This window comes from Saccharothrix coeruleofusca, from assembly GCF_017876325.1.
GTDB classification, from domain to species: Bacteria; Actinomycetota; Actinomycetes; order Mycobacteriales; family Pseudonocardiaceae; genus Actinosynnema; species Actinosynnema coeruleofuscum.
The window spans coordinates 6880788-6903999 of record NZ_JAGINV010000001.1 but is presented as its reverse complement, the minus strand read 5'-3'; the positions used below and the strand labels follow the sequence as shown (position 1 = coordinate 6903999).

The window sequence follows — 23212 nt, the reverse complement described above, 5'->3', positions numbered from 1 at the left end:
CGGCGCCGACTTCGCCCCCTTCACTCTTCCGTGAGGTACCGCAGGTAGCTCGTGGGGTTGTCGAGGAAGCGGCGCCAGTGGTCGACAAGGCCCAGATCGGCCCACTTCACACGGCGTAGACCGTGCTCGCCCACTTCGATGATGTCGGCGCCGGGCGTCGAGGCCAGGATCGGCGAGTGCGTCGCGCACACGACCTGCGCGCCCGACTCACCCAAGTCGTGCATGAGCGCGACGAGCTGCAGGCAAGCGGTGAACGACAGCGCCGACTCGGGTTCGTCCATCACGTAGAAACCGGGGTCGCGGAACATCGAGCGGAACACGGCGAGGAAGCCCTCGCCGTGACTCATCTCGGCCGTGTTCTCATCCCAGTAGCCGGGGACACCGCCAAGGTTTTCCGTCATGCTGAACGCGGTTTCGGCGCGCAGGAAGAAGCCCTTCTTCTTCAGGCGCGGCCCCGCCAACATGCGACCGCCCCTGGCGGTGGTCTCCAGTCGCAGCACCTCGCCCAGCGGTGTCCTGGTCGTGTCGGCGCTGCCCGTCCTACGCGCTGCCCGCCCGCCGCGGGCGTCCAGCTTGAACCCCTCGGCGATGGCTTCGACCAGGGTCGACTTGCCCGAGCCGTTGTCGCCGACGAGGAAGGTCACCGGATGCGTGAACTCGACGCCGCGTTCGACGACCTCGGCGACCGCGGGCACGGTGTACGGCCAGGACCGGTGGTCATCGGGACGTAGGGACTCAGGTACGTAGGCACGGCTGACGAACACTGATGGTCTCCTATTGCCACGAGCTCGCCGACATGCCGTGGACCGTAGCAGTCGAGGGCGACGAAACGCGACGAATTCCGATGAAGTGCTCGGATGCCATCAAACAGGCGCACAATTTAGTCAACCAGCAATGACCAGGGGCGGATCAGGGACATGGAACAAGAACGGTGGCGAAAATCAAGCCGTAGTGCGGAGGGCATCCGCTGCTCCCGCGCGTCGGCAGGCAGCTTCCGGTCGGGGGGCGACCTGGTCCTCGAACCGGGCGAGCAGAGCTCGTCGGGCGGGTGCGGTGCGAGCCGACCGGTCCGGCGTCACCGCCCATGAAGCGTGAGCCGCGCCCAAGCCACGGCGGGTCTTGGCTGTCGCCCGCAGCCTGCCAGCGGTCGGAGAAGTCGTGCCGGAACCGGTGCGGGCACCCCGGCGCGCTCGCTCCGACGGTTCAGCGTGGTGCGACGTATCGGTGTTCGGTGCGGACTGCGGCGTTCGTGCTGGTGGTGCCCATGCGACAGACACACCGACAAGGCTGTCACCGAGCGCTGCGCCGACACCCCCCTGCCCTGCTCCCCCTGGTGCTGACCACCCGTTTTGGGTGGCCAGCGGACCGTCCGGTAGGCTCTCCGGCGGAGGATTCGCCTAGTGGCCTAGGGCGCACGATTGGAAATCGTGTTGGGTTAACACCCTCACGGGTTCAAATCCCGTATCCTCCGCAGGTCAGAGCCCCGGCACCGTCAGGTGACCGGGGCTCTGCTGCGTCTGCGGGAGCGAACGCCTGCCGTGCCGCACGAGCGTTGAACTCGCCCTACCTGGAGGTTCGACTCGTCGGACGGGCAGGGGCGAGGCCCCCGAAGCGGCTTCGGGGGCCTCGCGCGTAGAGCCGTCAGGGGCGCAGGCCCCGCAGGCACTCCAGCAGGTCCTCCATGGCGAACACCGTCTTGTCCAGGTGCGGGTTGCCGGTGCTCGGCCGCACCTTGACCACCTGCGGGTCGTGGTCGCTGGCCTGGTCGGCGAACTCGGCGTTGATGTGCACCACGTCGTACCGGTACCGCGTCATGTTCGAGCTGATCAGGATGTGGTCGAGGGTCTGCGAGTTGCCCTCGTGCACGTAGCTGTACCGCTCGTTCGGGGGCAGCGTGCTGATCAGGTCGACGATGGCGCCGCCCGAGGTCAGCGTGCCCAGCGCCGGCGAGAACTGGTAGTCGTTGATGTCACCGGCGAGCACCACGTTCGCGCCCCGGTCGACCGACTTCACCTGGTCCACGAACGCCTTCAGCGCGGCGGCCTGCTGACCCCGCTGGACCTCGGAGCCGCGCACCGGGGCCTGGTAGCGGCCGTGCATGGCCTGGTCGCCCCCCTTGGAGTTGAAGTGGTTGGCCACCACGAACACGGTCCGGCCGCGGAAGGTGAACTCGCCCGCCAGCGGCTTGCGGCTGTTCTCCCACGCCGGGTTGGCCGGGTCGACGCGGCCGGGCGAGACCGACAGCGCCGCGCGCCCGCCCCGCTTGACCACCGAGACCGGCGTGGTGGCGTCGCCGCCGGGCCGGTCCACGAACGACACGCGGGCCGGGTTGAACAGGAACGCCACCCGGATGTTGCCGCCCGGCTCGCCGCCGTCGGCCTTGTTCCGCGGGTCGATCTGCCGCCACTGGTAGCGCGGGCCGCCCGCGGCGGTGATGGCCGCGGTGAACCTGGCGTAGGTCTGGTCAGCGGCCACCGTGCCGTCGTCGGTCGCGCCGTTGTTGTCCTGGATCTCCTCCAGCACCACCACGTCCGGGCCGGCCAGGTTGGTCACCACGGCCGAGGCGAGCCGGTCGAACTTGGCCTGCTGGTCGGCCGGGGACAGGTTCTCGACGTTGTAGGTCGCCACGGACAGCTCGAACTGCCGGGTCGCGTCGGTCTTCTCCGGCGCGATGCCGCCGGGCACGTGCTCGCCCACGGACTTGGCCGCCAGGGTGTAGCCGCCGAAGTCGGTGTACTCGATGTTGCCCACGGTCGCGCCGCGCCACACGTCGCCCACGTTGCTCTTCGGCGGCGTGGCGCTGCCCGGCTTGACCTTGATGCGGCCGTTGTTGGGCTGGTCGTAGCCGAGGTAGACGGTGCCGCCGCGCGGGGTCGGGTTCTGCGCGGGCTTGGTCGTGACGAAGGTCTCGCCGTAGCCGTTGGTCGGGCCGACCACGCGCAGGTCGTCGGCCCGCACCGCCATGCCCTCGCGGGACTCCAGCCAGTCCAGCGCGTAGGTGGCCGGGTCCAGGGGCAGGCCCTCGATGTCGCCGCCGGAGCCCGCCGCGGGCAGGTAGCCGTCGGGCAGGGCGATGATCTCGGGCTCGGGCAGCGGGTTGCCGCTGGAGAGCACGGTCACCGTGGCGGAGGTGAGCTCGGTGAGCGTCTGGTTGGAGTTGCTCGCCGCCGTGCCGCCCGGTCGGTACTCCGCGACCGTGCCGCTGACCAGCACGGAGTCGCCCGGCTGCACGGTCGGGGCGAGGCCCGCGGTGTAGACGAACAGGCCCTCGCTGGTGCGCGGGTCGGTGTCGGGGGCGGTGTCCTGGAACCAGAAGCCGCGGTCGCCGGTGGCGCGGGTGGCGGTGACCACGCCGGGCACGCCGGTGACCTTCTGGCCCAGCAGCGGCGAGACGCGCGTGGTGCCCTGGATGTCGCGGATGCGCTTGTCACCGGGCTCCGGGTCGGGCTCGGGGTCCGGCTCCTGGCCGCCCGCGCCCTCGCCCTTGGCGTTGACCGGCGTCGGCGCGCCCACGGTGAAGTCCGCGGCGTTGTCGTCGGTGTCGGCGAGCTGGGGGCGCGCGGCGGAGGTGGTGCTGCTCAGGTTCCCGGTCGCCGTGCCTTCGCGCACCACCGTGGCCGAGCCGTAGCCGACCAGGTCCCGCACGCGCTCGTCGGCGGCGCAGTCGGCGGCGGTCTTGCAGGTCAGCGGCGTGGTGGCGGTGACGAGCGCGACCGTGCCGCCCGAGCCCGCCATGGCGATCGAGCCGGTGGCGTCGGGGGCGGGCAGCTCGACCGTGCCGCCCGAGCCCTTGGCCTGGGCGACCAGGAACCGCCCGCCCGAGGCGATGGCCCCGCTCAGCGGCGTGACCTGCCACTGGCTGGCCGCGCTGGCGCTCGCGGGCAGGTACTGCACGCTCCACCCGTCGACCGCGACCGGCGCGGACCCCCGGTTGGCCAGCTCGACGAAGTCCTGGGTCAGCGTGGCCCCGGAGTTGCCCCCGCCGCCGTACACCTCGGCGATCAGGGCGTCCGTGCTGGGCGCCGCGACGGCGGGCACGGCCAGGGCGAGCGAGGCGGCGGTCGCGGCGGTGGCCGCTATGCCTGCGCGGAGCGGGGTTGGTCTCACGGATTCCTCCGGTCATTGGCGGGTCCGCCGATCCTCCCTGGATCGAGTGAACGACGGAAGACGCCGTGACCAACGATTGACTGCGCCGAAATCACTCGAACGTGTGTTCGAGAATGGTGTAGGGTCGTCGGTGAGAGCGCCGGCCGGTGGTCCCCTCCCAGGCACCGGTCGGCGTCCTTCCTCTCCGGTGCCGAACGCGGGTGCCCAGCGCCCGCCGCAGGCTGCCAGGGTGCGACGCACCCTGGTTACCCCACCACCACCGGCCGATCGTCGAAGGTGACACGACGAGAGGAGCCGGTGATGGCACCGCACACCAGGCGCGGGTTCGGCGCGATCGCCCTCACGGCGGGCGGTCTGGCACTGGCGGGCACCCCCGCGCAGGCGAGTCCGCGGCGGGGCAACAAGGCGATCGTGCTGGAGGCTGTCGCGCGGCAGAACAGCGGCGGCAGCTTCTACGACTTCCTGCACCCCCGGGTGCGGTGGACGATCGTCAACGGCCGCACCTACCGCGACAAGCAGGAGTTCCTGGCGGAGGGCGCGGCGCCGATCCTCGACCGCCTGCGGACGGTCCTGCGCATGACGCCCACCTCCCTGCTGGAGGAGGGGGACACCGTCGCCTACCAGTTCACCGCCGACGCGACCGCCCTGGACGGGCAGCCGTACCACAACGACTACTGCTGGTTGCTCACCTTCCGCCGGGGCCTCATCGTGCGGGTGCACGCCTACCTGGACATGGGCGCGGTCCGCGAGCTGATCGAACGAGTGCGGCCACCCGCGTGACGAGGACCTCACCCGGCCGCTCTTGCACCTGACACCGACGTCAGGTCCTACCGTGCCCGTGCCGAGCCGATCCGGCTCCGCAGCGGACACGGAGGACGGGAACAACCATGGACTCGCCACAGGGCAGGACCGCCGTCATCGTCGCGGGCCGGGTGTTCGTCCCCGCCGAAGACGTCGAAGCGTTCATCGCCGAGGCGCGGGCGACGTACCCGGTCGCCGCGGCGAACCCCGGCAACGTGCTGATCTCGTTCAGCGTGGAGGATGCGGCGGCCGGAGCCGTCACCGTGCTGGAGCAGTGGACCTCGCAGGAGGCGCTCGACCGGCACCTGGCCACCCCGGAGGTCCAGGCGATCTTCGCCAAGTGGGGTCCGCGGATGCGCAACGAGGTGCGCGAGTTCGACGCCCTCGACGAACGCGACCCCCGCGCCTGAGCACCCGCGTGCTCGGGCAACGGCGGTTATGCCCGTGTGCGGCGCCCACCGGTGCGGGTGCGGTGGGCCCCCGCCCCGGACAGGAGTCGGAGGTGACCATGAGCGTTTCCATGACGCCCGAGGAGAAGGTCGCCCGCCAAGCCGCCGAAGCGCCGCTTCCCCCGCCGTCACCCGCCACTCCTCGCCCTCACCCTGTTCGCCCAAGTGCCGGAACCCAGGGCTGGTCCCACTGGCGCAGACGCCACCGCACCGCGCCGAACAAGCCCACCACCAGCGAGGACAGGCACAACACCACGAACTGCGGCTGGAGTCCTAAGGGTCCAGCTTGAGTGAGCCGTGGCCGACGTTGGTGCTGTCGGCGATGGCCCGGATCAGGTGCAGCAGCGCGTTGTGGAGTTCGTCGGTCATGCGGTTCTCGGCGACGCCGCGGAGGAACACGAGGTTGATGCCCCTGATCGCGGCTCGCCCCGCGGCTCCGAGCAGGTCGTCGCGATCGGCTCCCTCGAGGGGGAAGTCGGTCACGGGGGTTCGTTGCGAGACCTCGGCCTCCGCCATGGCGACCACGCCGGGGTTGGCCAGGGCCACGGCGCGGGTGAGCGCGGCTTCCTCCCGGTCGACGTTGTCGCGCAGGTCGTGCCACCACCTGTCCACCAGACCGATGAAGTCCAGGCCGGGCTCCTCCTGGTGTATCGCGATGAGCCGCCGCTCGATGGACGCCGGCCACTCGGTGATGAAGTCGAGCTTCGACGGGAAGTAGCCCGTCACGGTCCGTGGCGCGACTTCGGCCGCCTCGGCGATGTCGGCGATCGTGGTCCGCTCGTACCCGCGTTCGGTGAACAGGCGCAGGGCGGTGTGCAGGATCAGCCGCCGTCGTCGCGCTTTGGACCGTTCTCGAAGCCCCGGACCGCCACTGGTCACCGCAACTCTCCCGCACTCCGTCGATCACCGCCTGTGCGCACCTCAGCGTACTGCACCCAAGGCAAAAATGCCTCCTTGCGCAAACTTGCCACGCATGGCAATCTTTTGCCAGGCGGTCGAAGTCGATCACCACCGAGTCCGGGAGCAACGGCTTCCTGGACGAACGGCCTGAGAGGCACAACCATGAGCATGTCCTACGCAGACGCCGCCGGCTTCCCGGTCAGCGACCCCACCCCCATCCTCAGCTACAGCCCCTTCACGCTCGAGGTGCCGGGCAGGCCCGTGCCGCTGGAGATCAAGATCTCGGCCCCCGTGACCGGGACCGACCTGCCGGTGATGCTGCTCTCGCACGGGCACGGCATGGCCAACTTCATCTCCTCGCTGCGCGGTTACGGCCCCGTCGCGGACTTCTGGGCCGCTCACGGGTTCGTCGTCATCCAGCCGACGCACCTGGACTCCACGGTGCTCGGGCTGCGCGAGCAGGACCTGCCCGACGCGCCGCTGTTCTGGCGCGACCGCGCCGTCGACATGCACACCGTCCTCGATCACCTGGAGGAGGTCCTCGCCGCGGTTCCGGGGCTGCCGGGCCGTGTCGACACCGAGAAGGTGGCCGCGGTCGGGCACTCGGCCGGTGGCCACACGGTCTCGCTGCTGCTGGGCTCGCAGGTGAGCGACCCGAACGACCCCAGGGAGAAGGACCTCTCCGATCCCCGCGTCAAGGCGGGCGTCGTGATCGGCGGACCGGGCATCGCCGACGAGCACTTCTCGTCGTGGGCCGCCGAGAACTACCCGATGATGAAGTACATCGACTTCGGGCAGATGACCGGCACCGCGCTGGTCGTCGCGGGCGACGAGGACCTGAACCTCAACTTCTCCTCCCGGCTCAGCTACCGCTGGGACGCCTACACCCACAGCCCCGGCGGGAACAAGACGCTGCTGACCTTCCTGGGCGCGGGGCACCTGTTCGGCGGGATCTCCGGCTACGACGCCGCGGAAACCTCCGACGAGAACCCCGAACGGGTTGCCGCGGTGCGCGCGATGGTGTGGGCCTACCTGCGTTCCCAGCTGTTCCCCGGCGACACGTCCTGGGACCTCGCCGTGAAAGCCCTGGAAGCGCAGGAGACGCCCCTGGCGAAGGTCGAAACCAAGTAGCCCGCGACGTGCGGCTCCTCGTCGCTCGGCAGAACGACGTGTGAGCCGCGCTCACCACCGCGGTCGCGGGTGGTGGCCGCGGTGGAGTCCGGCCGGGTCGAGGGCCATCGGCATCCCGACCCGGCCGAGCTGACCAATGCGGGGGACCGGAGCACCCCGTTCGCGGCGACGGCCGACCGCACGCCCGAGGAGCTGCTGGTCGGCGGCCCGTTGTGGCCCCGTCAGGCGGTGGTGCGCCGACGCAACGCCGTGAGCCGATCCGTCGCCCGCGTGGACCGCACGTCGCTCAGCACCGCCTCCGCTCGATCCACCAGGTCCCCCGCCTCGTCCAACCGATCGGTCTTCGCGTAGAGCGCCGCCAGGTCGATCATCCGTCCCGCCTTCCCGCGCAGCCGGTCCGCTCCCATGCGCGGGATGAGGTCCTCGAAGCGGCGGATCGCCTCGCCGTCCTCACCCGCCGACATCAGGGCAAGGGTGATGATCGAGTCCATGTGCTCGGTGGTGAGGAAGTGCGCCCACGCGGGTCGGTCGCTGTCGCGTTCGGCGAGCTTCTCCGCCAGGGTGATGTGGCGAAGCGCGTCGCCACGCGCACCGGTCCGCGCGAGGTGCCCGGCCAGGCTCGCGTGCAGGTTCGCGCGCTCCAAGCCGCAGACCCGCCGGTCCGACAGCGCGACCTCGACCAGGTGGACGGCTTCGCCGGGGAGTGCGTCGCCGACCTGGGCGGCCATGTTCAGCAGCACGTGCGCGCGGAGGTCCGGATCAGCGCCCTTGTCCGCGGTGCGGAGCGCGAGCGCGGACAGCCTGTGCGCGCAACGGGTCCGGCCGGAGTCGAAGTACGTCCACGCGGTCCGGTCCGCGAGCGCGCCCACCGCTTCGCACAGCTCCACCCGAGTGTCGGCGCGCATCGAGGCGTCCAAGAGGCTGACCGCCCACCGGAGCGCGCCGCCGGACACGTGCGCGGCGACCTCACCGCCGTACCGGAGGTCCATCGTCGTGCAGACCGTCGCGGCCTGCCGCACGGCTTCGACCTCCGACCGGCCGACCTGTCTCGGCACGTCGGGCGCACCGAGGCCGTCGAGCAGTCGGGCCAGCGGGTCGGGGGTGGTGGTTCCGGCGAGCACCGCGGTGGCTGCCGCCAACAGCTCACGCCTGTTCACGTCCTCACCCAACCCCTGTGCGCCGAGCGCACGCTCGTAGGCCGCTACCAGTTCGGGTCTCGCCGCGCGCTGACCATTCTCCACCATCCCGAGCAGCGATTTGCTGTAGTGAGTGCGTCGCGCCAGAACTCCCAAACTGACCCCTGCGGACCGCCGGACTGCCGTTCCGCTGCGGTCACGCTACTCACAGTACATGCGCCCTTAGAGCGGATCGGGATCTTTCCCCCGATGGGATTACCGATCCCACTAGTGGAGTGAATTGCGCGGGAATGACGGGTGGCGAAGCGACCGGCATCGTGGATGTGACCACGGCGTTCCTGAAGGTGTGCGCCGATAATCCGAACGGCCACTTCCGGCCGAGCAACAGGTCGACCTCGGCTGGCACCTTCACCCCACGATGCGGCTGCCTGTGAAGGCACGCCCGCAGGGGCGATGTGTTAGGAACAGGAACAGGTGATGACGTCCCGTCATGATTGGCACGACGTACCTGAAAGGGTGCGGCAAGCTTGCCGAATTGGTTGACGAACCAACGGAACTGCCCAAGACACAGCGGGAGGGGCTCAGGAGCGGATCAGCCCCTCGACAATCCTGAACCGGTCATCAGTCCGCGTGGACGGCATCCGGGCCGCATACCCCCTGGCGCGGTCCAGTACCGCCCTAGCGGCATCCAGCGCCCCGGTACGGGCGTAGGACTCCGCTAGCCACGAGAGGTAGAGAGCCACCTCCCGGGAGTGCTCCTCGGGGTATGTGGCGACCGCTCCGGACAACAGCGGTTCGGCCCTGCCAGGTGCACCCAGCTTGATCATGCAACGTCCGGCCATGACGTCGATTTCGGCTCTGTTGAGCCAGTAGACCCACTCAGGTTCTTCGATGCCGGGTGACCTCTGCTCATACGCGTCGTCCACCGCGTCCAGCGCGCGGAGCGTCGCGTCACGATCTCTGGTCCTGGCACTGGCCCATGCCACCCGTTCCAGGAGCAACGCTCGGACGAGCGGGGTCGCGCTGTGTGCGCCTTTGACCGCAGTCCGCGCCAGGAGCAGCCCGTCCTCGGCATCACCAACGTTCGTGATCTGGTAGCTCAACGATGAGAACAGCTGCGCCCCGAGGGGTTCATCGCCCGCAGCCTTCGCCGCGAGCACCCCACCGACGTACAGCCGTTGGGCTTCGGCGTACTGCCCGGCATCACCGGCCACCCACCCGGCGAGTTGGGCGAGTTCGCCTGTCGCGGTGAGCAGCCGCCTGCCGATCGGTTCGGCGTAGGAGCCGTCACGCACCAGCGCTTCCGTCTCGGCCAACTCCCGGCGTATGGCGGGCAGCAGGTCGGCACTGCCGACCACGTCGTCCAGGTGCCTCAACTCGACCACGCGAGCTTCTACCGCGTCAGCCAAGGAAGCCCCCACTCTGCGCCCTGAACGCCGTTGCACGACCGTTGGCGAGTCCGCGACAAGCCACTCGTGCGCACGCCGGACAGGATCGCTCCCCATGGGCTCGCCGAGGTGGTCCTCGTAGGCCGTGACCACTTCCGGAACCGGTCGACGCTTTCCGTTCTCGATCAAGCTCAGGTACGCCTCGCTGTAATGGGTCAGTTGCGCCATTCGAGCGAGCGACAACCCGGAAGCCTTACGCGCCTCTCGCATAGCGTGGCCCAATTGCGACACACCGACCCCCGTTGTCAATGTCTGCAAACGCGCCAACCAGCGTCCCCGCACGTTGAGTCGGAAGCGCAAGCCGAGGCCACGCGGCAAAGCCACCAAGCGCCGGAGACGCTGTGGCGGGATGCCCCCGGAGCCGCCCAGCTCGGCGGACGGCGGGTCGCGGACGGCGGACGGCGGAGGCACCCGGAGACGAGAACGGGGCCCAGCTGCGCTTCCGCAGCTGGGCCCCGTCTTCAGCGGTGGCGGTGGGATTTGAACCCACGGAGGCTTGCACCTCACACGCTTTCGAGGTCTGCGCACCGCTGTTCGCCACCATCCCTATGAGTCCATAACCGCTGGTCAGAGCCTCAGGAGTTGTGGAGCGCGGACCCTGGCGAACAGGGCTGAACGCTGCTGAACCGACAGCAACTGAGACGAGAACTGAGACGACGCGCGGCAGACTTCGTCCACTGAGGACCGACGCGAACACGCGTCCCGAACGTGGACGAACCACGTTCCCAGTCGGCACCCCCGGCCGTCCGCACCCCCGATCTGGCATTCGTCCGTCTGCGGCCATCTGAGGGCCGCGTGAGAGACGTTCTCCCATGGCCTTACCCGGTCAGCGCACCCTGGCACTCCAGCCGCTTAGAGCCGCAGGGAGCAAGGAGCGTCATACGCCCCGACGCTCCGCCACGAGTCGGCACGCCACCCGCGTACGTCCGCCGCTTCCTGTCGGCAGGCTCCCGCGCTGCCCCACGCACCCATCCCCGCAATCGGTAACTGCGGTAACTGCGGTAACCACGCAGGTCAGAGGGTTACCTTTGATCATGGGTTACCGATCCGCATCGGTAACCAGACCTCCTCAGCCTCACCCCACCACGAGTCAGCGCACCGCAAGAGGGCTGTAGCCGAGGGCACGCCCCCTCGACTACAGCCCCCTCGGCGAGTTACCGGTGCCGATCGGTAACCCGCCCCTCATCGGTAACCGCCTGACCTGCACGGTTACCGCAGTTACCGCAGTTACCGATCCCAGAAGACACCCTTGCCCACGCGGCCAACCACGGTGCCCCTCAGCGGACAAGACCACGCTTCGTGACACTTGCGCCCTGGTCGCATTCGTCACGAGGGCGGTCACCGTGCCGACTCCACCGGCAGGCTGCCGCGCTACCCCACGCACCCGTCCCCAAGATCGCGAAGTGCCGCTGCACCAAGAGTTCCGTTGCTATCAGGCAGGGCAGCACGTCACCTCAGCACAGCGTTCGACGGTATGCCACCCGTCATGAATTCCTGGATCTGCCGAGCGGCAACCGCATAGCAGAGGCGGTTAGTGCCGGGAACCGTCCGTGCCGAGTGCGGACTGATGATCACGCCCGTACACCCCCAAAGCGGATGACCTGGCGGCAGCGGCTCCGGATCTGTCACGTCCAACGCTGCACGCAAACGCCCTGATTGCAACTCAGCCACCAGCGCCGTCGTGTCGACGATCTGACCGCGACCGGCATTTACCAGCAACGCGCCATCATCCATAGTCGACAAGAACTTGGCGTTAACGAGTTTCCGCGTGCCTTCGTTCAAGGGAGCTGTTACGACCACGACTTGGTGACCGGGAATCAGGTCTGAAAGCTCGGCGGACGCGTGCACACCTTCCCGTGCTGCACTAGCCACAAGGGTCGTGGTGGCATCGAATGCTTCGAGCTTTCGAGCCACTGCCGTGCCTATGCTTCCAGCTCCGAGGATGAGTACTCGTTTACCAGCAAGCGTATCAGCGTCGAAGCGTCGGTGAGCCCACACCCCGGAGTCTTGGAATCTCACCAGCGCTGGCCATTGGCGCAGTTGAGCGAGAATAGCAGAAAGGACCCACTCGGACACCGGACCAGCATGAGCACCGCGAGCACTAGCCAAGGTCACCCAGGTAGGCACATCACCAATCCACTCATCGACACCAGCGGAGAGGAGCTGAACCATCCGCAGATCCGATAGCTGTCGAAGCAATGGAATGGGCCGGTGACTACTTCGATATGGCGGAATGAGTACTTCCGCAGCACGCTGCGTGCTGCTCAAATTCGGTTCATTTGGGTCATAGGTCAGCACCTCCAGAGCAGGCACAGAGGTGAGGATATCTTGACCGACTTGATCGTCGGGTTCACAACTGATCAGGACTCGAAACTGCGACATTTAATCAGCCTTCGGCCAGCATGCGAGAGACCAGTTCACGCGCCTGAGTTTGCAACGGTGCACCCGACGCGCTGTTGTTTACCGTGAAGTGCGGAACAGGCGGACGGAATTCCGTGTCCAATGACGCCACGTAACTTTCCCAATTGTCCAACTTAAAAGCGTCTCGTGCAGCCCCACGATGTCGTATGTAAGTGTGCATGGTATCAGCATCACAGTAGACCCATACAACCGATACCTTTGCGCCCATGTCGATACAGGAAGCTTCCAAACGATCAAGCCAAGCCGCGTCCTTGAACTCTCTGATGAACGGAGCCGTAACAATGGCACTGTTACCACATTGAACGTTTTCCGTCATGGCATTAATCAGCGCTTCATACTCACGCGGCCGGATGCGCGACAGATACCCTTCAGACTCCCGATCGTGCGGAGAAAGTCCTAGAACCTCCAAAGCGGCTTCAACGACCGGTCGCGTAAGAGTGTCTTTATCGAGCATCGGCCAACCGGTTTCGCGTGCCAGCACGCGACCGAGTTCCGTTTTCCCGCTTCCCGCGTAACCGCCCACCAGCAGCACACGAGGAGACTCCGTGCGCACCTCGACCCGCGCGGCTTGGTCTGGAGCGTTCACGACGCGCCCGACGCGGGGCCTACTGACGATCACGTTCTCGCCAGCAAGCAGCTTCATGGCTTCGTTGATCGTGAACACGCTCACATCCCACTGCTGGGCGAGATCACGGGTCGATGGCAACGGCTGCCCGTGACGCAGCAAGCCAGCAGCGATCTGGTTGCGGATGTTTCGAGCCACCTGCTGGTGCAGCGACTCCCCCCGCGACACACGGGGACTAGGGCCTGACATGCCACCTCCGGCGCACTCGACGTCCAAACCAGCAGCCTACCAGCCACCTAACAGTGGTCTGACCAACGTTTGCCCAGCTAGATGGCCTATTTGGAACCAGTAGCTACCTAACAGTTGACCTGCATCCATATCAACTGTTAGCTTCCTCATGGCGCTACGGATGTGGCGACCACCACAGGGAGGAAGCCAGATGTACGGCGAGGAAGAGCCAATCCGGTTCAGCCCCGACGGGCTGACCGAGGGGCTGATCAACGTGCTGATCGCGGAGGTCGCAGATGAGTTGGCGACGCTGCCCGCGCCCACGTCGGCGCTGATGAGCGGTGAGGCGCATAGGCAACGGAACCGGCGGGTTGCTCAGCGGCAGTTGAGCCGCATTGTGCGGGTTCTGCGTGTGCACAAGCCGGTGCTGGACACGTCTGGAAACGAGGCCGCGTGATGGCAGGCAGGTCGTTTCCGTGGGTGCTGACCGAGGTGCCGTGGGCTGAGGGTCCGCAGTTCACCCGTGGCACGTACGAGGGCTTACCGCTGCTGTCCTACGGTTGCGCGCCGCGCGACAAGTTGGCCACCTACCGGCAGCTGCGGGCGATGGGGCTGCGGCCGGGTGGTCAGGACCCGGTGGCGGTGCTGTTCGTGCGGCACCGCGCGTCGGGCAAGACCTCGTTTGCGTCGCTGTACCTGATCGAGCGGGCCGCGCCGGTCCGTCCGATGACCCGCGCGAAGTTCACCGCGTTGGCCAAGGCCAACCTCGCGCGCCGGATCTGCCGCCGTTGCGGCCGTGACCCGCTCTACGTGCTGCCGACCAGCACCCGTCTGTGCTGGCCGTGCTCGGAGATCACCACCACCGCCACTACCGACACCACCACCGCGCACGCCGCGTGACCCGATCGGAGACCACGACCATGAAGAGCACCAACGCGAGCCTGGCCACCGACATGGTGATGCTGGCCCAGGACACCCACGACGTGTGGCACGTGCTGCTCATCGAGCGCGGCCACGACCCGCACGCGGGCCGGTGGGCGCTGCCCGGCGGCTACGTCGACCCGCACGAGACCTTCGCCGCCGCCGCCGTGCGCGAGCTGGCCGAGGAGACCGGCGTGGCGTTCGAGGAGTGGAGCCTGGACCGGGTGGGCGTCTACGACACCCCCGACCGCGACCCGCGCGGCCGGGTGGTGTCGGTGGCCTACTGCGCGGTGCTGGACCACATGCCCACCGCCATCGGCGGTGACGACGCCCGCCAGGCCCGCTGGTGGCCGCTGGCCGAGGTGCTGGTCACCGACTTCGGCCCCCTGGCGTTCGACCACGACCAGATCCTCACCGACGCCGTGGACCTCATCGAGCGGACCGGCATCACCCTCACCCACTGACTTCGCCCGGACCGGCGGCACATCCGACCAAGAACGCTGCCCGCCGGTCCGGCCCACCCCAACACCGTCCAAGAGGACGGGTCAGGAGAAGACAAGCATGTCCCGCGCGACCTCATCGCACAACGCACCAAGCGGGGCGTCGGTGGTCGAACCCACCGCGCGCGCCGAGTTCGAGCGCACCCACCCCGGCCGGTCCTGGGAGTCCGCCCCGGCCTGGCAGCGCGACCACTTCCGGCTGACCGCCCGTCAGCGCGCGGGGGTGTCCGATGACCAGTGAGCTGATCGCCTCCGCTCTGGTGTTGGCCGTGCCGGTGCCGGTGCCGTTCCTGCTGCTGACCCTCGCCGCGCTGCTGCTGGCGGTGCTGGTGTGGCGGCTGGTGCTGGCCGCCGTTGTGCTGCTGGCCGGTGCCTGGCTGCTGGTCAGCGTCGGCGCTGCCGGGCTGGTGACGCTGCTGGCGCTGGCCGTGTTCGCCGCCGCGCTGCCGCCCTGCCTGACCTCCGATTCCCGCACTGTGCGGCTGCACCGTCAGGAGGTCGCGCGATGAGCACGTGGGCCGAGAACCGCCGCGCCGATCAGGCCGCGCGTGCCGAGCGCGAGCGCGCCGACAAAGCGATGCTGTTCGAGCAGCGTCGCGCCGATGAGGCCGCGCGTGCCGAGCGCAAGCGCGCCGACAAGGCCGCTGCCGCCGAGCTGGCGCGGGCGGCCAGGGACGCCGCCCGTGACCGGCGCGTCAAGACCGCCAAGGCCGCTGTCGGGTGGGTGTCGGCGCACACGGTCGACCTGTTGTTCGTGCCGGTCATCTTCGTTCCGGCGCTGCTGGCCTGGTCGGCCATCGCCGGGTTCGGCCACGAGCTGTACGGCGCGCCGGGCTGGACGATGCCGCTCTACAGCGAAGCGGCGATGTGGGCGTTCGCGTTCGCCCTGGCCACCGCCCGCCGCACCGGTCGCCCCGTGCGTCGGCTGTTGATCGGGCTGTGGTTCTCCGCTGCGGTGTCGGCGACGCTGGCGTTCCTGCACGGCCTCACCGCCGATGGCGGCACCGTCACCGACGGCGTTGTGATGGCCATCGTCGCCATCGGCGGGGTTGTGGTTCACCAGCTTGTGGACACCGCCACCACTGCCCCGCCGCGCCGGACTCGTGAGCAGCGCGCGGCCGACCGGTTGCAGCGCCTGGCCGCCAAGCGCGTGCACGAGGTGCGTCGCGCCGCCCTACGGCAGGCCGCCGCCGAGCTGGCCGCCGACGGCACCGTCACCCTCGTGCACCGCCCCGGCCTGGTCGAGCTGCGCCGCCGGTTCGGCCGCGTGCGCCTGGTGCCCACCACCGTGGCCGGACTGCCCGTCACCACCGACGGCGACGGCGGCATCGGTGACGCCCTGGCAGCCGAGATCGGCGAATACCTGACCGCGCTCCCGGCGCTGCCCGCACCGCGCGCCGCCCGCACCGCGTCCACCGCCGCGCCGACCCCGGCCGACCGGCCAGACACCACCCCGACCACCGGTGCGCCGTCCCGCGCGCACCGGTCGGGAAATGCAGAAACGCCCGCCGCGCCCGACGCCGCGAAGATCGCGCGCTACATCGGTCGCACCCGCGCCGCCATCGACGGCGGCAGGCTCCCGGAGCGGCCCTCGCAGACCGAGGTGCGCAAGTTCCTGCGCTGTCGCTCCGAGGACGCCGCCGCCGTACACCGTGCCCTGTTCCCCTCCCGCAACGACGGCCCCGACGAGGGCGACACCCGACAGGCGGTGACGGCATGAGCACCACGACCGTGACCGGAGGGCTGCCGGACGAGCGACCGGACGGGTCCGACGCGGGCGGCAAGGTGTACCGACTGCCCACCGCCGACGCACCACCCACCGCGCCGGTCGGTGCCGCGGTGGAACCGGCGTCGCCCGTGCTCGACGCGGAATTGGTCGAGGACGACGCTGCCGCTGCCGATCGGCCGGTGGTGCCGGTCGACCAGCCGGGCAGCAGCAGTGACGCGGACTGGGTGACCCGGCTGCGGGAGACGCAGCGGTTGCCGATCATCCCCGGCTACCTGCGCACCCTGTCCGAAGCGCGGCAGACCGCCGGGTGGATCGGGCGGCACTACGCGCACGCCACCGGCTACCACGCGGTGCGCGCTCCGCTGTACCTGCTGCGGCTGGCCGCGCGATCCCCTCAGGGTGCGGTGTTGCTGCTGGCCGCGACCGGCCGGTGGGTCTCCGACGCGGAAGGGCGTCCGCTGCGCCGCGCGATGGCCAACGCGGGTGAGGCCGAGAGGTACCTCAAGCTCGTGGCCGAGCGCAACGCGCGGGTCCGGCTGCGCACGCTGCTGCTGCTGGTCGGCTCCACCCTGGGGGTGGTGCTGTTCATGGTGCTGCCGGGCGTGACGCCGGGGTGGGTCACCTGGGTCTGCGGCATGGTTGCGCTCGGCATTCTCGGCAAGCTCGGCACCCCGGCAGACAAGCCGGTTGCCGGGCGCGCGGTGGTCGGCCCGCAAGCGGCCAAGCTCACCTCGGACATGGTGGTCCGGGCGCTGACCTCGCTGGGCATTGCCGGGATCAACGGGCCTATGTCGAAGAACCCGCACGCGATCGGGTTCACCTCCCCCATCCACCGGGACGGACCCGGCTGGCGCGCGGACATCGAGTTGCCCGGTGGTGTCACGGCCGCTGACGTGATCGAGAAGCGGGAGCGGTTGGCCTCAGGTCTGGGCCGGGCGCTGGGCTGTGTATGGCCCGAACAGGCCACCGACGGTCACCCCGGTCAGCTCGTGCTGTGGGTGGGTGACCGGGACATGTCCAAGGCCAAGCAACCCGCCTGGCCGCTGCGCTCGGGCAAGCCGATCGACCTGTTCAAGTCTCAGCCGTTCGGCACCGACGTACGCGGCCGGTGGGTCGAGATCGTGCTGATGTTCGTCGCCGGGATCGTCGGCGCGATCCCGCGCATGGGCAAGACGTTCACGCTGCGGGAGCTGCTGCTCATCGCCGCGCTGGACCCCCGCGCGCAGCTGCACACCTACGACCTCAAGGGCACCGGCGACCTGTCACCGCTGGGGGTCGTGTCGCACCGCTACCGGGCCGGGGACGACGCGGAGGACATCGAGTACGCGCTGACCGACCTGCGGGCGCTGCGCGAGGAGATGCGGCGCCGCACCAAGGTGATCCGGGAGCTGCCCAAGGACCTGTGCCCGGAAAACAAGGTCACCAGCGAACTCGCCTCCAAGCGGTCGCTGCGGCTGCACCCGATCGTGATCGGCGTGGACGAATGCCAGGTGTGGTTCGAGCACCCCGAGCACGGCAAGGAGATCGAGGAGATCTGCACCGACCTCGTGAAGCGCGGTCCCGCGACGGGGATCGTGCTGATCCTGGCCACGCAGCGGCCGGACTCCAAGTCCATCCCCACACCGATCAGCGACAACGCGGTGTTGCGGTTCTGCCTCAAGGTCACCGGGCAGATGGCTAACGACATGGTGTTGGGCACCAGCAGCTACCGCAACGGTGAGCGCGCTACCCAGTTCTCCTTTAGTGACAAGGGAATCGGGTTGCTCAAGGGCGTCACCGACGAGACCACCACGGTCAAGGGCGTCTACATCGACGGCCCCGGCGCGGAGGCCATCGCGGCCAAGGCCCGTGCCCTGCGCACCGCCGCCGGGTTGCTGTCCGGCTACGCGGCCGGGCTGGACGTCGAGGTCACCGAGACCACCACGGACACGCTGCTGCCCGACGTGCTGACCGCGATGGGCAGCGCCGACAAGGCATGGTCGGAGTCCATCGTGGACCGCCTGGCGGAGCTGCGACCGGCCGTCTACGGGACGTGGGCCGACCAGGACGGCAAGGACAAGGCCAAGCACCTCACGGCCGCGCTCAAGCCCTACGGCATCGCCACCGTGCAGGTGTGGGGCACCGACCCCGCCACCGGCAAGGGAGCCAACCGGCGCGGAGTCGACCGCGACCACATCACAGCGGCGATCACGGAGCGCGACGGAAAGTAGCCGCCGCACTCCCGGCGGGACGGCGCTGGGTCTAGCACCCGACCCCGCTAGACCTAGCGCCCCCGCTAGCGCCTCACCTCATCGCTGATCAGCGCCCTAGTTCCTAGCGGCGTGGGTGCCGCACACCCCGAAACAGCCTGAAAGGCCACCTCGTGACCCCCTCACGCGTCGCGTTCATCATCCTCACTCTGTTAACGCTCAGTGACAATCCGTCCGTCAAGCCGGTCGGCGTGGTCGGCCTGGCGCTGCTGGTCGTGGTCCACCTCGGCCTGTACGCGGCCTACCCGTTCAAGCGCTGCCGCTCCTGCCAGGGCAGCGGCCACCACCGCGCCCCGCTCACCCGCGCCTACCGGCCCTGCCGCCGCTGCCACGGCGAAGGGATGCGGCTGCGCACCGGCCGCAAGGCGTGGAACGCGCTGGCCCGTAACCGCCGCAACCGGCGCGGCCACAACTCCCAGCACAACCGGGGGACGTGACATGTGCCGCGCCCACGGTCGCCGCTGCCCCGGCAGCGCCCACAGCAGCCGCGCCACCCAGACCACCCGCAAAGCCGTCTCCCGCGCCCGTGCCGCACTCCGCAAGGCCAAGAGCAGCGGGGACGCCGACGCCATCGCCGCCGCGCGGCAACGACTCGACGCCGCCCGCGCCGCCCACCAACACGCCAAGGACAACGCCATGCGCGAGCACAACATCCCAGGTCACGACAGGGACGTGACCGGCGACCAGCAGCAGAACGAGCGCACCACCCACACATGGACCTCGCCGGACGGCATGGTCACCAACACCGTTCACGGCACCATCGGTCCCGACGCGGTGCAGGCAGACACGATCACCGGCCCGGTCACCATCCACAACCGTCGCCCCACCGACCACGCCGCCAACCCTCCGGTGCCCGAGGACGTGCCCGAGGGCGTGCGCGCGTTCGTGCGGGCTGGGCTGGTCACCCTCGGACCGGACGGACGCCCTGTTCGCCGCAGGGACGTGACCACCCCGCGCCCCGCCCCCGCGCCGCACGACCACCACGACGGCAGCAGCAGCGGTCCGGTGCACATCACCGACCGGGCCGGACGGCCCATCGTGCAGGCCGGACAGGTCACCGGGGGTGTGTGGGTCAACGGCGTCCGCCAGGACCACCACGGCCACCACGGCCACCACGGCGGCAGTCGGCGCGAACACGACCGGCCCGACCAGCGCGAGCGCGGGCAGACGGCCGGGCAGGGCTTCACCATCCACAACGTCAACTACGCCGCTCCCGGTGCGCACGTGGGCAGTCAGCACGACGTGACCGGCAGCACCGACCACCGGCCCGACCCGGCCAGCGCGGACGGTCCCGGCGAGTTCATCCGCAAGCTGCACCGCACGATCCGGCACGCGCAGGAAGCCGCCGAGCAGGCACGCCAGGACGAGAAGCCGGGCGAGTCCGCGCGCACGACCAACATCGCCAGCGGCGACCAGCACGTGTCCCAACAGATCGGGATCAACCTCGGCACCGTCCACACCGGAGACGGACAGGTCTGGATCAACGGCAAGCGCATCCGCTAACCGCGCCCGTTTCGGCTGACCACGGCAGGGACGTGACCACCCGTGCCCGTCCCTGCCGTTGGTGCCGGACAAGACCACCGACCACCCGTCGACCAACCAGACGCGCGGGTGGTCCCCCTCCGCACGCCCTCGTGCTGCAACAAGACGTGACAGGAGAATGGTCATGAGCACCAACACCCGCCGCTCGTTCTGCGATCCGGACGGTGTGCGTCCGTGGAACCGCCCACCGGGGTTCGACCTCGACGCCGTGCGCCGCTGGGCTGAGCCGCTGCTGACCCGTGCCTACGCCGCTGCGCCACGCCGACCGCTCACCGGCCCGCACAGCCTCATCCCCCGCGCCGGAAGCCCGGAGTGGACCGCGCTGGCCGACTCCGACCCGCGCAAGCCCGCCGCTGTGGTGCTGGCCGCGCTGGCACGACTGGAGGAATCCACCCCGCACGCCATCGCCCGCCGGGTCGCCGAGGACTGGGCCGACGCCCAGAGCGGCCACCGGGAACGCGCACGGGCCACCGCCACCGCACCGGAGCAACTGCCCCACATCGTCGGGCACCCGCCGTTTTGCCTATCTGCCAAGCGCAAGCTCGTCAGCGACCTCCCGTGTGGACACCCCGGATGCGGTGCGGTCGTGCGGTTCGTCCACCCGCTGACCGGCGAGCTGGCCGCTCGCCTGCCGGACACCTCGTGGGTGCGCTGCACCCGTCACGACGGCACCACGCGGTTGGCGGTGGCCGCATGAGCGCGCCGCACCTCGCCGACCCCCGCACACCCCTGGTCGCCCTGGAAGGCGGACCGATGCACCGCCGCTGGTTCCACTACGCGGACTGGTTGGCGCTGCGCTCCGCCAGCCGACGCGGCGGTTACCCGCGCATCCACCCGTGCGGATCCTGCCGCTGCTACCTGCCCACCGAGCGCTACGCCACCAACCCCAACCCGATGGTGACCCACCGCCACGGCGACGCGCGGGTGTGGACCTACGTCGTGCCCGAGCAGTGGCAGCAGTGGGCAGGCCGCGAGTACCTGACCCCCGAGGAGAAGGCCGCCGGGGAACCGACACGGGTCCGCTGGCCCGTCACGCCAGAGCAGGAGGCCAGCGCATGAGCCGCCCCCGACTGCTGGACCTGTTCTGCTGCGCCGGAGGCGCGTCGGCCGGGTACCACGCCGCCGGGTTCGACGTGACCGGCGTGGACATCACGCCGCAACCGCACTACCCGTTCCCGTTCATCCAGGCCGACGCCCTGACCGTGGACCTGAGCGGCTATGACGTGATCGCGGCATCCCCACCGTGCCAGCGGTTCTCGCAGGCCACCCCGGAGGACCGGCGCGGCGAGCACCCCGACCTGATCGAGCCGATCAGGCAGCGGCTGCGCGACGCGGTAGCTCGTGGGCAGGTCTGGGGCTACGTCATCGAGAACGTCCCCGGCGCACCGCTGACCAGCCCGATCACCATCTGCGGTGAGACGCTGCGGTTGGGGGTGCGCCGCCACCGGCTGTTCGAGTCCAACCTTCCCCTGTTCGGCACCGCCTGCCACCACGACCGAGGTGCACCCGCCGTGCCGGTCTACGGCTCCTACGGCCAACGCACGGGACAAAAACCCCTCGACGTCGAGGGGGAACCGTCACGCGGCACCCCGGCCGACGTGGGCCGCGCCGCGATGGGCATCGACTGGATGCCCTGGCCCAACCTCACTCAAGCGATCCCACCGGCCTACACGTTCTGGATCGGCGCACAGCTCATGAGGTACGCACGCGACCTCGCCCGACCGGTGACGCAAGAGACCAGGGCGCAACCGTCACGCGCCGATCGCGCCGCCGGGTCGGCGACACCGGACACCGGTGCAAAGCGTCACGACGTGACGCAAGCCCTGAGCTCAGGGCTTGCGTCACCCACCCCGCCCACCACGCGCTTGTGCCGCTGCGGTGCCGAACTCGTCCGCCCCGCCACCGGCCGATGGCCCCGCCACTGCTCCCACGCCTGCCGACAGGCCGCCTACCGCGAACGCACGAAAGGAACCGCCGCATGAGCACGCACAACGGGGCGGAAGTCCTGGACCGGGTTCAAGCGTTCCTGTCCCGGTTCAACGCCTTCCCAGACGAGCACTGCGCCCCGATGCTGGCCCTCTGGTACGCCCACACCTGGGCAGCCGAACACTTCTACATCACGCCCCGGCTCATCCTGTCCAGCGCCGAACCTGGATCGGGCAAAACCCGTGTCCTGGAGGTGGCGCGGTTCCTGGTCAAGCAGCCTGAGATGACGTTCTCAGCCACTCCCGCCGCGCTGTTCCGCATGGTCGGTGCCGGTCCCATCACCATCCTGTTCGATGAGGTAGACGCCATCTTCGACAACAAGGGTGGCGGAAATGAAGACCTCCGCGCGCTGGTCAACGCCGGATACAAGCGTTCCGCGATGGTGGCCCGCTGCAAGGGCGACGCGGGGAACATGGTGATCGAGCGCTTCCCGGTCTACGCCCCGGCCGTGCTGGCCGGAATCGCCGGACGTATGCCCGACACCATCACCACCCGCGCCATCACCATCCACATGCGCCGCCGTCGTCCCGATGAGCAGGTCGAGTCGTTCCGTGAGCGCAAGGCAGAGGCGGAATCCACACCGATCCGGGAAGCGCTGGCCGCGTGGATGGAGTCGGTGGGCGAACAGGTCGGCGCGGCCTACCCCGACATGCCCACCGGGGTCACCGACCGAGCTGCCGAAATCTGGGAGCCGCTGTTGGCCATCGCGGACGCGGCCGGTGACCACTGGCCGACAACCGCACGTGCTGCGTGCCTGCACTTCGTGACCGCCGCGCAGACCAACCCGACCTCCGACCGGATTCGACTGCTGGCGGACCTGCGCACCGTCTTCACCGATCGTGGCGTCACGCGCATGAGCACCGTGGAAATCCTCGCCGTCCTGCACAGCATGGAAGAAGCACCCTGGGGCGACTTCTACGGCAAACCGATCAACGCGCGTCAACTCGCCACCGAACTCAACGCCTACGGCGTCAAGGTCACCGCGTACAAAAACGGCGGCAAGGCGTTCAAAGGCTACGTCATTGACGGACCGAACGGACTCGGAGACGCATGGGCTCGTTACCTGCCCGCCGAAGTGCCCACCGCTGCTTAGGAGGCT

At 69.4% G+C, this 23212-nt stretch carries 22 protein-coding genes, 2 tRNA genes and 1 pseudogene; 17 read left to right on the top strand and 8 right to left on the bottom strand.

What is annotated here, in order from left to right; genetic code table 11:
• Positions 1-20: 20 nt before the first annotated feature.
• Positions 21-764, bottom strand: coding sequence for an AAA family ATPase (locus JOF41_RS31900; RefSeq protein WP_209623587.1), 744 nt, complete (start codon positions 762-764; stop codon positions 21-23).
• Between the two features lie 622 nt (positions 765-1386).
• Here JOF41_RS31900 and JOF41_RS31895 point away from each other — a divergent pair.
• A tRNA-Ser gene (locus JOF41_RS31895) sits at positions 1387-1471 on the top strand.
• Between the two features lie 170 nt (positions 1472-1641).
• Here the strand turns inward: JOF41_RS31895 and JOF41_RS31890 are convergent.
• Entirely contained in the window at positions 1642-4107 is a 2466-nt protein-coding gene (locus JOF41_RS31890; RefSeq protein ID WP_209623586.1) for a DUF8508 domain-containing protein, read from the bottom strand.
• A gap of 300 nt (positions 4108-4407) precedes the next feature.
• Here JOF41_RS31890 and JOF41_RS31885 point away from each other — a divergent pair, with 300 nt between their 5' ends.
• Complete coding sequence (locus tag JOF41_RS31885) at positions 4408-4887, top strand: nuclear transport factor 2 family protein (protein WP_209623585.1); 480 nt, start codon at positions 4408-4410, stop codon at positions 4885-4887.
• 107 nt (positions 4888-4994) lie between these two features.
• Positions 4995-5318 (top strand): putative quinol monooxygenase, encoded by a 324-nt coding sequence (locus tag JOF41_RS31880; RefSeq protein ID WP_189221360.1) that lies wholly within the window; start codon positions 4995-4997, stop codon positions 5316-5318.
• A gap of 312 nt (positions 5319-5630) precedes the next feature.
• Here the strand turns inward: JOF41_RS31880 and JOF41_RS31875 are convergent, their stop codons facing one another.
• Complete coding sequence (locus tag JOF41_RS31875; RefSeq protein ID WP_209623584.1) at positions 5631-6236, bottom strand: TetR/AcrR family transcriptional regulator; 606 nt, start codon at positions 6234-6236, stop codon at positions 5631-5633.
• A 189-nt stretch (positions 6237-6425) separates the two neighbouring features.
• Here JOF41_RS31875 and JOF41_RS31870 point away from each other — a divergent pair, with 189 nt between their 5' ends.
• A complete protein-coding gene (locus JOF41_RS31870) occupies positions 6426-7388 on the top strand; it encodes an alpha/beta hydrolase family protein (RefSeq protein ID WP_307867590.1) in 963 nt (320 codons plus the stop codon).
• A 221-nt stretch (positions 7389-7609) separates the two neighbouring features.
• On the opposite strand, the pseudogene JOF41_RS31865 reads toward JOF41_RS31870, so the two are convergent.
• The 5 genes and pseudogenes from JOF41_RS31865 to JOF41_RS31845 all read right to left on the bottom strand — a co-directional run.
• A pseudogene (locus JOF41_RS31865) lies at positions 7610-8692 on the bottom strand (helix-turn-helix domain-containing protein); the annotation flags it as partial.
• Between the two features lie 413 nt (positions 8693-9105).
• Positions 9106-10203 (bottom strand): NsdA family TPR-like regulatory protein, encoded by a 1098-nt coding sequence (locus JOF41_RS31860; protein WP_307867737.1) that lies wholly within the window; start codon positions 10201-10203, stop codon positions 9106-9108.
• A 234-nt stretch (positions 10204-10437) separates the two neighbouring features.
• Positions 10438-10514, bottom strand: a tRNA-OTHER gene (locus JOF41_RS31855).
• A gap of 907 nt (positions 10515-11421) precedes the next feature.
• Entirely contained in the window at positions 11422-12285 is an 864-nt protein-coding gene (locus JOF41_RS31850; protein WP_307867588.1) for an NAD(P)-dependent oxidoreductase, read from the bottom strand.
• Positions 12286-12358: 73 nt separating this feature from the next.
• A complete protein-coding gene (locus tag JOF41_RS31845) occupies positions 12359-13186 on the bottom strand; it encodes a GntR family transcriptional regulator (RefSeq protein ID WP_307867587.1) in 828 nt (275 codons plus the stop codon).
• Between the two features lie 211 nt (positions 13187-13397).
• Between JOF41_RS31845 and JOF41_RS31840 the strand changes: the two genes are divergently transcribed.
• The 13 genes from JOF41_RS31840 to JOF41_RS31780 all read left to right on the top strand — a co-directional run bounded on the left by JOF41_RS31840 (position 13398) and on the right by JOF41_RS31780 (position 23206).
• Positions 13398-13643, top strand: a complete 246-nt coding sequence (locus JOF41_RS31840; RefSeq protein WP_209623580.1) for a hypothetical protein — start codon at positions 13398-13400, stop codon at positions 13641-13643.
• Complete coding sequence (locus JOF41_RS31835; protein WP_209623579.1) at positions 13643-14086, top strand: RRQRL motif-containing zinc-binding protein; 444 nt, start codon at positions 13643-13645, stop codon at positions 14084-14086. Before JOF41_RS31840 ends, JOF41_RS31835 begins: the two co-directional genes overlap by 1 nt.
• Before the next feature lie 20 nt (positions 14087-14106).
• Positions 14107-14571: an NUDIX domain-containing protein gene (locus JOF41_RS31830; protein ID WP_209623578.1), complete on the top strand. Its 465-nt coding sequence runs from the start codon at positions 14107-14109 to the stop codon at positions 14569-14571.
• 97 nt (positions 14572-14668) lie between these two features.
• Complete coding sequence (locus JOF41_RS31825) at positions 14669-14848, top strand: hypothetical protein (RefSeq protein ID WP_209623577.1); 180 nt, start codon at positions 14669-14671, stop codon at positions 14846-14848.
• Positions 14838-15116, top strand: a complete 279-nt coding sequence (locus JOF41_RS31820; RefSeq protein ID WP_209623576.1) for a hypothetical protein — start codon at positions 14838-14840, stop codon at positions 15114-15116. The genes JOF41_RS31825 and JOF41_RS31820 overlap by 11 nt, the downstream gene beginning before the upstream one ends.
• A complete protein-coding gene (locus JOF41_RS31815; RefSeq protein WP_209623575.1) occupies positions 15113-16327 on the top strand; it encodes a hypothetical protein in 1215 nt (404 codons plus the stop codon). The genes JOF41_RS31820 and JOF41_RS31815 overlap by 4 nt, the downstream gene beginning before the upstream one ends.
• Positions 16324-18546 carry a P-loop NTPase family protein gene (locus JOF41_RS37995; protein ID WP_209623574.1) on the top strand — a complete coding sequence of 741 codons (2223 nt, stop codon included), beginning with the start codon at positions 16324-16326 and terminating at the stop codon, positions 18544-18546. The genes JOF41_RS31815 and JOF41_RS37995 overlap by 4 nt, the downstream gene beginning before the upstream one ends.
• A gap of 152 nt (positions 18547-18698) precedes the next feature.
• Positions 18699-19022, top strand: a complete 324-nt coding sequence (locus tag JOF41_RS31805) for a hypothetical protein (protein ID WP_307867586.1) — start codon at positions 18699-18701, stop codon at positions 19020-19022.
• A 1-nt stretch (position 19023) separates the two neighbouring features.
• Positions 19024-20088, top strand: a complete 1065-nt coding sequence (locus tag JOF41_RS31800; protein WP_209623573.1) for a hypothetical protein — start codon at positions 19024-19026, stop codon at positions 20086-20088.
• A 163-nt stretch (positions 20089-20251) separates the two neighbouring features.
• Positions 20252-20824, top strand: coding sequence for a hypothetical protein (locus JOF41_RS31795; protein ID WP_209623572.1), 573 nt, complete (start codon positions 20252-20254; stop codon positions 20822-20824).
• Complete coding sequence (locus JOF41_RS31790; protein WP_209623571.1) at positions 20821-21186, top strand: hypothetical protein; 366 nt, start codon at positions 20821-20823, stop codon at positions 21184-21186. Before JOF41_RS31795 ends, JOF41_RS31790 begins: the two co-directional genes overlap by 4 nt.
• A complete protein-coding gene (locus JOF41_RS31785; protein WP_209623570.1) occupies positions 21183-22109 on the top strand; it encodes a DNA cytosine methyltransferase in 927 nt (308 codons plus the stop codon). The genes JOF41_RS31790 and JOF41_RS31785 overlap by 4 nt, the downstream gene beginning before the upstream one ends.
• Positions 22106-23206, top strand: coding sequence for a DUF3631 domain-containing protein (locus JOF41_RS31780; RefSeq protein ID WP_372448503.1), 1101 nt, complete (start codon positions 22106-22108; stop codon positions 23204-23206). Before JOF41_RS31785 ends, JOF41_RS31780 begins: the two co-directional genes overlap by 4 nt.
• Positions 23207-23212: the final 6 nt, after the last annotated feature.